We start from the raw sequence: 10312 nt of genomic DNA on the forward strand, positions 1-10312 counted from the left end.
CAGGAACAAGCTGAGGATATTGCACATAATTGGCACTATGATGGAGAATATTCTTTTTATGATATAGAAGCTGATGAAGAAGATTTAGCTGAATTTTTAAACCCAGAAACAAGAGGTAACTCAATGTTTGCAGTTTTGAAAGAGGATGAAATTATTGGTTTCTTCAGTGTTAACAAAGTAGCTTCTAATATTTATGATATAGGTTTAGGAATGAGACCAGATTTGACTGGTGATGGTAGAGGGTTAGAATTTCTAAATGCAGGTATTGATTTTGTCCAATCAAGATTTACACCAGATAAAATTACATTATCAGTGGCAACTTTTAATCAAAGAGCGATAAAAGTATATAGAAAAGCTAGGTTTAAAGATATTGATACATTTATGCAAGATACAAATGGTAGCACATATGAATTTTTAAGAATGGCCTATGAATGCTAATTTAAAGGTTCAATTAGGGCAATCGTTTCTTGCGCTAACGGAGCAGTAGTGGAAAACGTTGATACATCAATATTCATAGAGGGAGTTTAGGACAAGAAGAATTCAAGTAGGTAATAGCTTTTTAGAGGGGATTTATTGGGATATTATGCTAAACTGACTAAAAGGAGATTAAAGGACTGATTCAATGATGGATATTAGAAAACCTAACGATTTTGAACTAAAAAAGGTATTATCTCTTTCTCCACAAGCTGTTTTTGATGGCACATTAGGTGAAGTAGAACCTACAAAAGAAAAAATTGACCAACTTGTTAAACCACTTTTGGAAAAGGGAAGCTATTATTTAATAGCAACAAAAAAAGATAAATTAATGGGCTGGATTCTTATAGGCGCTAGCAAAGACCAATTTACTGATATGATGAATGGATTTATTTACGAACTATTTGTTATAGAAGAATTTAGGGGAAATGGGATTTCTAAAATGTTAATGAGAGCAGGCATTGACCATCTAAAACAAGATGGATATTCAGAAATACGTCTAAGTGCATTTGCAGGGAATCAAGCAATTAAACTGTATGAAAAATTGGGATTTAGCATTAGGACAGTTACTATGAGTTTGCAGTTATAAGCAACTAGCTTTTTTCACTACGGGTGCTTAACTTCAAGATGGGATTCCACAGGGATCCCATCTTTTTCTTCATCACGAAGTCGTGGAAACTGTTGATACATCAATGTTTATAGAGGGGGGGTAGTTTAAGTACAACCTTTCATAAAGTTACAAAAAAGCCGAACTCCACATTTTGGAAATCAGCTTTTTTTCTATATATTAGCTTTTAGTTATAATCGAATTAATGGACTTCTTATGGCTAATTCAAATCTTTTAAATACCACGCATCCATAGCAGAGTGTTCAGAACCTGGTAGGGGTTCTTGTAAAAGTGTAAATCCAAATTTTTTATATAAAATACATGCAGTTTTTAATTCATGCATTGTTTCTAAATAGCACTTTTCATAATGTTTAGGGGCAAAAGACAAAGCTGTTTCCATTAATTTCTTGGAAAGCCCTAAACCTTGTGCTTTTGGACTTAAGTATAGCTTTTGTAATTCGCAAACTTTTTCCTGTTCGCTGAACGGAGCTATACCAATTCCACCTACAACTTCCCCATCTAATTCTACTACCCAATAGTTCGCATGTTTTAAATTATTATAATATTGGTAAAGGTCGTTAAGTTGAGGATCAAAATAAGCTGATCCAGGAACTGCTAATCCAAGTGATTTTAATGAATCTTGTATAATTTCTTTTACTTTTGTATTGTCTTCTTTTTTAATTTCTCGAATAATCATATACGATCTCCTTCAATTAGGTCTTAATAAGGATTGCCACAGATTTTTGAAAATAGTATCCCTAAAATGTTGACTTAGTCTACATTTTAGGGATACATTTATATTAATATTAAATGTGGACTAAGTCAACTAAAGGAGAAAGTATGGATAAAGAAATTATTTATGATATCAGACAATTCAATCGTTTTTATACAAAGGTACTTGGTTTATTTAATAACCAAATTCTAGATACAGATTGTTCATTAACCGAAGCACGAATACTATTTGAAATAAGTGAGAGAACTGAGTGTATTGCAAATAATCTCGTGCAAGAACTTAATATTGATAGAAGCTATTTGAGCAGAATTTTACGTAAATTTGAGAGGGAAGGGTTAATAGAAAAAAAAAGCTCACCAATAGACAGTAGAAAAAATCTCCTATTTTTGACGAGAAAGGGGGAAGAACTACTAGATAAAATTAACAATCAGTCAGATGAACAAGTAAATCAATTGTTTAATGGACTAACAAAAAGTGAGATCCATGAAATTCGTAATTCAATGATGCTAATAAAAGAAAAATTAGATAATAATAAACTTTGAAGATTATCTTGAAATCGAGTCTTCTGTTAAAGGGCGCGATTATTTAATAAGCGTCGCTGTTCCACTTAAACTTCTAGGAAAGAACTCAATTATCTTTTATTTCTGTGGAGAAGAGCTAAATTTTGTGGTTCATAGATGGCAACGGAGGCTTTACTTGAAGATCATTGAGTTGCATAGGCAGCTTTTTTTTCTTATTGAACTACCGAAGTAGGTTACTTTAAAAGGGCAAAAAAATTTATATACAGTAAAGTTTTTAGTTGTGCAGGGAGGGAAAACAATGCAAAAACAAATAATTCAAAATTGGAATCAGTATTGTATAGATGAAAATTTTGTTGGCTTAGGTTCTACAAGAAAAGTATATAGAGTTTTGGATTATGTAATAAAAGTGCATTTGCATCCAATTGGTTATAAACAATCAAAAAATGAAATAGAAATTTATACTTCAATGGCTGACAAAGGTCTCGATCGGTTATTCGCTCAGACATATTATGTGGATGAATTCATATCTGTACAAAAATATTACAAACCATTAGAACTAAAGAATAATCAGTCATATGAGGTGAAAGTTGAAGAAAACCGACGCTTGATCCCTAATTTGTTTGATGAGGTTTTAGAAATATTAGATAAAAACTTCGACTGCTTTGATTTAATAGACAGTAGTAATTACGGTTTAAACAATGATGATAAACTTGTATTTATCGACTATGGTATGACAAAGAAATTATATGAGAAAGAGTGGATCCCATTAGCAGAAGAGGGCATACTTCCGCAAATACATTTTGACTTTTGCATCATTTGTGGATTAGAAAAGGAACTACGTATGTATGGGGACTATGACAAAGACAAACGTTGTTATGAGTGTGGTAAGGAATAAGGAGAATTAGTATGTCGGTAAGTTTGTGAAATATTGTACTTAAACACCCATGAAAAAACGTAATCACATTTTCTGTGTTGTTGTATTAATTTTTACGACATGGAAATCAAGCTACCGAAGTCAAAGGAGCTTTTCTTATTGAGCTAAGTTAAGTGGCAATAGCTAGCTGTAAATTAATTGACGTAGATTATAAAACGATTGACAGTAAACATGCGTGTGTTACTAGTCCAATAGCTGCATAATAGAAGAAGACTAGCCAAGCTAATTTAGCCTAGCTAGTCTTTTTTTCTATGTTTTATGATTGGTAGTGAATATATGCCTTTTGTTTGGATAATAGGAATACGTTCTAGCTCCGAAAGTTGTTAACATCTACAAAAGCGCTTTCAATCCTAATTCCTCCTGTAGTAAGTAAATTTCCATGTCCTAACACATGAAAAAGGAACTATTCTTACAAATGAGTAAGAATAGAAAATAAATAGTTAGTTAACAGTTATTCAAATATAAAGAATATCTAGTCTATAATTTAGACATCAAATACGAGGAGAAAGAAAATGAAAAAAATTATAGGATTTGTTTTAGTTATCGTTATTTTTTTAGGTATAGGATACGGAGTAAAACGTTTTATTCAAGGTCCACCACAACCGGCCAATGGAATAGTAGTTATCGGCACAGAACAAGATGTCAATAAAGTTAAGCAGGAATATAAAAATAAAACCGAACAAACTTATGATTACAAAGCGAAGTTCATCGTAACAAAAAAAGGTGAATCAGAACATGAGTATTTGGTTATTAACAAAACTACTGCTGAACAATTAGTTAAGAAAGGAATTATTAGAGCAAGAAAAGAACCAGGCAGTTCATCTCTCATTTCAGAACCTGTTAATGAAATTAAAGAATTACCTGGGTCACTAAATTTGTTCTATTCTATAAGTGATTATGAGTTGGTAGATAACCAGATAGATTTGAATGGACGAATGATACCTGTAAGTTATATTAAGAATCAAATATGGGTCGGATATATGGCTATGGATTTTGTTATTCTAAATGACAAAACTTATGATGAGCTTGCTGACCCAGATTCCGTTATGACACTGATTCACTTAAAGGATAAATTTGATTATAAAGAAGATAAAGAAGAAGTAGAACAAGTTTTCAAAACAATTGAGAACGTTTATCCAGATAGCAAACGCAAAGTAGGTTTTGTAGACATAGAAGATTGAGTTTTAATGACGAAAGGATGGGTCATATGGAAGTTGTACGTATGGAGAATATAGTGAAAAGCTATGGAGAAGGCGATAATAGGGTAGATGCATTAAACGGAATTGATCTTTCTATTCAGCAAGGAGAGTTTGTCTCAATTGTCGGTGCTTCTGGTTCTGGTAAAAGTACTCTGCTTCATATTTTAGGTGGTTTGGATCACCCTAGTTCAGGAAAGGTATTTATTGGGGACAATGATATTTATAAATACACAGATAATGAGCTTTCGGTATTCAGAAGAAGAAAGGTTGGATTTATTTTCCAATTCTTTAACTTGATACCGGTATTAAATGTCCAAGAAAATATTGCTTTACCTACGTTATTGGATAGTGAATCTATAGATATGGAGTATTTAAATGAAATTATGAATATCCTAGGCCTTCAAGAACGAAAGAATCACTTGCCTTCCGAACTATCTGGAGGGCAACAGCAACGGGTTTCAATTGGCAGGGCGCTTATTAATCGTCCGCATTTGATACTTGCTGATGAGCCTACAGGTAATCTGGATACTCGAAATACGAAAGAAGTTATGGATTTATTAAGATTCACTGCAAAAAAATACAATCAAACCATTGTCATGATTACTCACGATCTAACAATAGCATCAGCCTCGGATCGGATTATCACAATACAAGATGGTAAAATCATTTCTGACCAACGACTGACTGCGAAAGAGTCACTGACCGGAGGGAATGATTTTGATCAATAGTTATAAGCAACTAGGTACTAAGTATTTAAAAGGGAATATGAAACGAACAATTTTGACGTTGGTTGGAATCGTGCTCTCTGTAGCATTAATTTCAACGATTGGTCTCTATGCGAAAGGATCACAACTTTCTCAAATTGAGAACACCAAAAAGTTAAGCGGGGTTTCTTTTCATGTTGGTATTTCAGATTACGATGAAGAGATATTAAATAAAATCAGATTTAATCCCCAAATTGAATCGTTTGGTTTAATGTCTGAAGGGGACATCTTTCCACTTGGAGAGGTTTCTGTGCAAATGAATTTCGCAGATCACCAAGCCTTAAATTTTTTAACCTATAGCCTTCTTGATGGTAAATTACCATCTAATGACCATGAGGCCGCTGTTGATTCCTGGATACTTCCTTATATAAAAAAAGATCTTCAGATTGGTGATTCATTTGAACTGGATGGAAAAACATATCAACTGGTAGGCTTACTGAATAATAATGATTCTACACATAAAGGTAAAAATGGACGATTATTAACATATAAAAGTAAGTTTGCTATTGGAGAGGGAAGGATATTAATTGAAATTAATGAGAAGGCAGACTTCAATGAGGTTTTAGACGAACTTAAATCAATTACTGAAGATGATAATATTGCTATTAACAATGATTTGATTCTAGTTTTGAAACCGGAATCGAATCAAGCGCTTCTGACTATCCTAGTTATCGTTGTCAGTATTGTTGTAATTGCGACAATTATTGTCATTTACAACGCTTTTCAAATCAGTGTCGTAGAACGAATGAAGCAGTTCGGCTTGTTGAGAAGCATCGGTGCTACACGAAAACAAATTCGACAAATTGTAATGAAAGAAGCTGCTGTGTTGGCTATCATAGCCATACCAATCGGCATTATATGTAGCTTATTGGCACTTGGTATTCTCCAAACCATTTTCTTGATATTATTAGAAGATAGTTCAAATGTTCCATTGTTCAATATTGATTGGCAGATATTATTGATTAGTTCGATTCTTACGCTGATAGCCGTATTAGTATCCAGTTATTACCCTGCTTTTTTTGCAGGTAGAATATCACCGTTGTTGGCAATTAGCAGTAGATTATCAATAAATAAAGGGAAAATCAAAAATCGAAATAATAAGGTGCTAAGAAAACCTTTTTCATTCCCGTTAAGCATGGCCTTGAAAAATGTAAAAAGAAATAAAAATCGTTATACCGTTACCGTTTTATCAATTATTATAAGCAGTGTATTGTTTATTACTTTTTCATCTTTAATGGACATCGCATTTTCATCCAGACTTGTGAACGAACCGTATGAATCGGATCTTACAATCAATCTACATGATGAAAATAATGTTTCTTCTGAGAATCTGGAGGTTTTAGAACAAATAAAGTTGATTAAAAATGTATCCAAGGTTTCCGAACAAGACTTAAGTTTTGAAATTGAATTGAAAGATACAAATCAATCTCTCGCTACTGTTGAAGACATCCAGAACACTATTGGAAAAGATCACTCCATTGTAGTGATCAATAACTTTGAAGCGAAAAAAGACCAGAAGGAATCCGTTCTCATTATCAAAGTTCTAGTCTATGCTTTTATTGTGGTTATTTCTTTAATCGGTAGTTTAAATATCCTCAATACGATTACTATTAGTATCATGGTTAGGCGAAAAGAACTGGCTGCACTAAAATCTATAGGTATGTCCCAAAAGGATTTGAAAAAAATGATTACTTATGAAGCACTGATTTACGGTTTTTCTGGAAGCTTGCAAGGTATATTTTTCGGTTGTATACTTTCATATATTATTTCGTATAATGCTACTTCCGGTTTCTTAAAAGCAGAATGGTCGATTCCTTATATTGCTTGTTTTATTACATTTGTTGCAGCTTTGGTAATCAGTTATTTATCGGTGCTGCTACCGCTGAGAAGAATCCGACAGGATAATATTATAAATACGATAAGAGAAGAATAATACTAAAGGCCTGGCTATTTATTATAGTCAGGCTATTCTGATTTGATGGTAACTGCTAATATAGAGTGAGAGGAAGGAGAAGATATACTTGAATAAAATATTACTTGTAGAAGACGATGAGGCTCTAGGTCTAGCCATTGAATTTTCATTAAGAAATGAAGATTATGAGGTGATTAGAGCTACTAGTGTAAAAGAAGCGAAAAGCCAATTTAATGATAACATTTTTGACTTGGCTATCTTAGATATCAACCTTCCGGATGGAAATGGCTATGACTTATGTTTGCACTTCAAAAAACAAAATAATGCAACAGCTATTATATTCTTAACAGCTTTGGATGAAGAAGCAAATGTAGTAATGGGACTAGATATTGGCGGAGATGATTATATAACAAAACCTTTTCGGGTTAGAGAACTTATGTCGAGAGTAAAAGTACAATTACGTAAACAAGCTAGATTGGAAGAAGTTTCAATGATTTTAATATCTGAAAATATAAAGGTGGATATGAACCAAGTAAAGGTCTATAAAAATCAGGGTATTGTTCCACTAACAACCTTAGAATATAAGCTTTTGTTAGCTTTTATGAAGAACGCTCACAAACTATTAGAAAGAGATGAAATCTTATTGAAAATAACAGAAGAAGATGATGTTTTTTTTGGTGAAAATACGTTATCTGTATACATAATGCGTTTAAGAGAAAAAATTGAAGATGACCCCAAAAATCCTCAGTTTATCATTACTAAAAGAGGATTAGGATATCATTGGGATAAGGATGTGAACCGAGAATAGATGATGAAAAATACCGAATTGAAAGGTTATTTGATCATACTGGTGGTTTTATTTTCTCTATTTATCGTTTATCAGTTAATTTCACATCAAATATTTTACAATCAATTAAAAACAGATTCTATTACAGCCTGGGGAGAAATATCCGCCAAATTGATTGAACAAAACCCTGAGAATGAAGCAGAAATTATGAAAGTCTTAACAAGTAATTCTTCTAATTCAAGTGAATATCAGGAGAAAGGGAGAGAAATTTTTAGGCAGTATGGATTATACGAGGATTTGGAGACGAAACTTTTTCCACTTTTAAATAACCATATTTCTAGCTTTAATCAAACAATATTATGGGGAATGATTTGTTTCGGGTTAATACTGTTTCTGGCAAACTATATTCAATACAAGATTATTTTCAATAAAATTAAGCAACTTACTTCAACGGCTAAGAAAATAATTGATGGAGATTACTCCGTTACAATCAATGAAAATAAAGAAGGAGAAATCGCCAAATTAGCTGTTTCATTCCGCTCTATGAAAGACGTAATTAGAAAAAATATGAAGGATTTACTTGTAGAGAAGGAATTTTTAGGACAAATGTTGCAAGACATATCCCATCAATTAAAAACGCCACTTTCAACTATATCCATCTATAATGAAATGTTATTGATGGAAGATTTGCCCCGTCAGCAACAAGTTCAATTATTACAAAATAATGAAATGCAAATTTCCAGAATGAATGTCTTAATTCAAAACTTGTTAAAAGTAGCGAAAATTGATGCCAAAGCTGTTTCATTTGATAAAGAACCTTTAAACTTGGTGAATACCATTAATGAAGTTTTGAATCGTTTGGAAAATATTATCAATGAAAGGGATTTGTCAATTGACTGGGATGGGACGGAGGAAGTAGTGGTTATCCACGATAAATTATGGATGCAAGAAGCTTTGATGAACTTGCTAAAAAATGCGATTGAGCATTCTAAACGTGGTGAGAAAATCACACTTCAAGTAATGGATACACCGATTTATACAGAGCTCGTAATTCAAGATTTTGGAGAAGGGATTGCTGCTGAAGACTTACCACATATCTTTAATCGATTCTACAAAGCAAGCAATTCTAAAAAACATGATTCTACAGGGATTGGCTTGGCTTTAACAAAAGCGATTATTGAAGCTCATCAAGCTTTGATTAAAGTTGAAAGTGTGAAAAATGCTTATACAAAGTTTACAATTACCTTTATAAAATTTTAAAATGTTTTATATCTGAATCAGTTTTTAAGGTTGTAGCCGAATGAGAAAAATAGTAGTACTTATGCAGTAAAAAGTTATGTATACGATGATAACGGACACCCACTCACAATGATTTACAAAGGAGTACCTTATCAGTACATCACAAACTATCGTGGTGATGTACTAGGGATGACAGATGAGAGTGGCAAGCTCGTTGCATCTTACACATATGATGCATGGGGTAACATTTTAACGCAAAGTGGAACAAAAGATCATTTAGATTCTATCAACCCATATCGCTATGCTGGTTATCGTTACGATGAGAATACAAAGCTCTACTATTTAATGGCACGTTAATACAGGTTTATTTTTATCACTAGACCCTGTTCGTGGAGATACTATGAATCCTTTATCGTTGAATGGCTATAATTATGCGAATAATAATCCAGTGATGAATGTGGATCCGGACGGGGAGATTGCCTTTCTAATACCATTAATAGTCGGTGCTCTTGAAGTTGCATTTGGATTCCTTACTCGGTGGATTACAAAAAAGGTACTTAATCAAGCGGTAAAAAAATAACCCCAATGATAACTGCGGCTGTTACAAAATATGGGAAAAACCTTACCTGGACTGGACCAAAAAGGAGTAAAGATAATAAATACAACCATACTTTGTTTACACTCAAATATAAGAAAACGCAACTTTTACGTATTGATTTGAGAATAGATAAGCTTACTTTTAAGGGGCAGGGGTATGTTGGAAATGTACATTATCATGTTCCACCTAAAATGGACAAACATAACACTTTATTTAATGTGAAATTCGGAAATAATTACCCTAAACGCCCATGGTGACGAAAATAGAAAGTGGTGTATTAAATGGTTATGGAATTTTCCATTATATTGGATAAAGAAGAAGAGAACTATAATGCTTTAAAAACCTATATTAAAGCTTTTCTTAAAAAGCAAAAGATACTAAATTATAGTGAGCAAAATGATAAAGATGTTTTTTTCTTGAATTTTTTCACTACTAAAGATAATTTCACCATACTTGAAAATGAGATGAAAAGTTCGTTTAATATTTTTATTTCAGACATTACTAATATTATTTATCCACACTATCATCTTACAAGATATAGAGA

At 32.6% G+C, this 10312-nt stretch carries 13 protein-coding genes; 12 read left to right on the forward strand and 1 reads right to left on the reverse strand.

All coding sequences use genetic code 11. The annotated features are described in order from the left end of the window. Nucleotides 1-438: GNAT family N-acetyltransferase (locus PVA17_RS23395; protein ID WP_274069147.1), on the forward strand; the 438-nt coding region annotated here is incomplete at its 5' end. A 187-nt stretch (nt 439-625) separates the two neighbouring features. Further along, nucleotides 626-1063, forward strand: coding sequence for a GNAT family N-acetyltransferase (locus tag PVA17_RS23400; protein ID WP_132360962.1), 438 nt, complete (start codon nt 626-628; stop codon nt 1061-1063). A 238-nt stretch (nt 1064-1301) separates the two neighbouring features. Here the strand turns inward: PVA17_RS23400 and PVA17_RS23405 are convergent, their stop codons facing one another. After that, nucleotides 1302-1778, reverse strand: a complete 477-nt coding sequence (locus tag PVA17_RS23405) for a GNAT family N-acetyltransferase (RefSeq protein ID WP_248716142.1) — start codon at nt 1776-1778, stop codon at nt 1302-1304. A 143-nt stretch (nt 1779-1921) separates the two neighbouring features. On the opposite strand from PVA17_RS23405, the gene PVA17_RS23410 reads away from it, so the two are divergent. From PVA17_RS23410 to PVA17_RS23455, 10 genes are all read left to right on the forward strand, one after another. After that, complete coding sequence (locus PVA17_RS23410; RefSeq protein WP_132360958.1) at nt 1922-2356, forward strand: MarR family winged helix-turn-helix transcriptional regulator; 435 nt, start codon at nt 1922-1924, stop codon at nt 2354-2356. A gap of 277 nt (nt 2357-2633) precedes the next feature. Beyond that, complete coding sequence (locus PVA17_RS23415; RefSeq protein ID WP_274069148.1) at nt 2634-3230, forward strand: protein kinase; 597 nt, start codon at nt 2634-2636, stop codon at nt 3228-3230. 551 nt (nt 3231-3781) lie between these two features. After that, entirely contained in the window at nt 3782-4450 is a 669-nt protein-coding gene (locus tag PVA17_RS23420) for a lipoprotein BA_5634 family protein (protein ID WP_274069149.1), read from the forward strand. Nucleotides 4451-4476: 26 nt separating this feature from the next. Next, nucleotides 4477-5196, forward strand: coding sequence for an ABC transporter ATP-binding protein (locus PVA17_RS23425; RefSeq protein WP_274069150.1), 720 nt, complete (start codon nt 4477-4479; stop codon nt 5194-5196). Next, complete coding sequence (locus PVA17_RS23430; RefSeq protein ID WP_274069151.1) at nt 5186-7165, forward strand: ABC transporter permease; 1980 nt, start codon at nt 5186-5188, stop codon at nt 7163-7165. Before PVA17_RS23425 ends, PVA17_RS23430 begins: the two co-directional genes overlap by 11 nt. Nucleotides 7166-7253: 88 nt before the next feature. Beyond that, the gene (locus PVA17_RS23435; RefSeq protein WP_274069152.1) at nt 7254-7952 is read left to right on the forward strand and encodes a response regulator transcription factor; all 699 of its coding nucleotides are present in this window, start codon (nt 7254-7256) and stop codon (nt 7950-7952) included. A 3-nt stretch (nt 7953-7955) separates the two neighbouring features. After that, a complete protein-coding gene (locus tag PVA17_RS23440; RefSeq protein ID WP_274069156.1) occupies nt 7956-9191 on the forward strand; it encodes a sensor histidine kinase in 1236 nt (411 codons plus the stop codon). Nucleotides 9192-9299: 108 nt separating this feature from the next. Further along, nucleotides 9300-9527, forward strand: coding sequence for a hypothetical protein (locus PVA17_RS23445; RefSeq protein WP_274069153.1), 228 nt, complete (start codon nt 9300-9302; stop codon nt 9525-9527). A gap of 43 nt (nt 9528-9570) precedes the next feature. Further along, nucleotides 9571-9750: a hypothetical protein gene (locus PVA17_RS23450; RefSeq protein WP_274069154.1), complete on the forward strand. Its 180-nt coding sequence runs from the start codon at nt 9571-9573 to the stop codon at nt 9748-9750. 299 nt (nt 9751-10049) lie between these two features. Continuing rightward, the coding region (locus PVA17_RS23455; RefSeq protein ID WP_274069155.1) for a hypothetical protein at nt 10050-10312 on the forward strand (263 nt) is incomplete at its 3' end.

It is taken from the genome of Lysinibacillus sp. CNPSo 3705 (assembly GCF_028674935.1).
Taxonomy (GTDB): Bacteria; Bacillota; Bacilli; order Bacillales_A; family Planococcaceae; genus Lysinibacillus.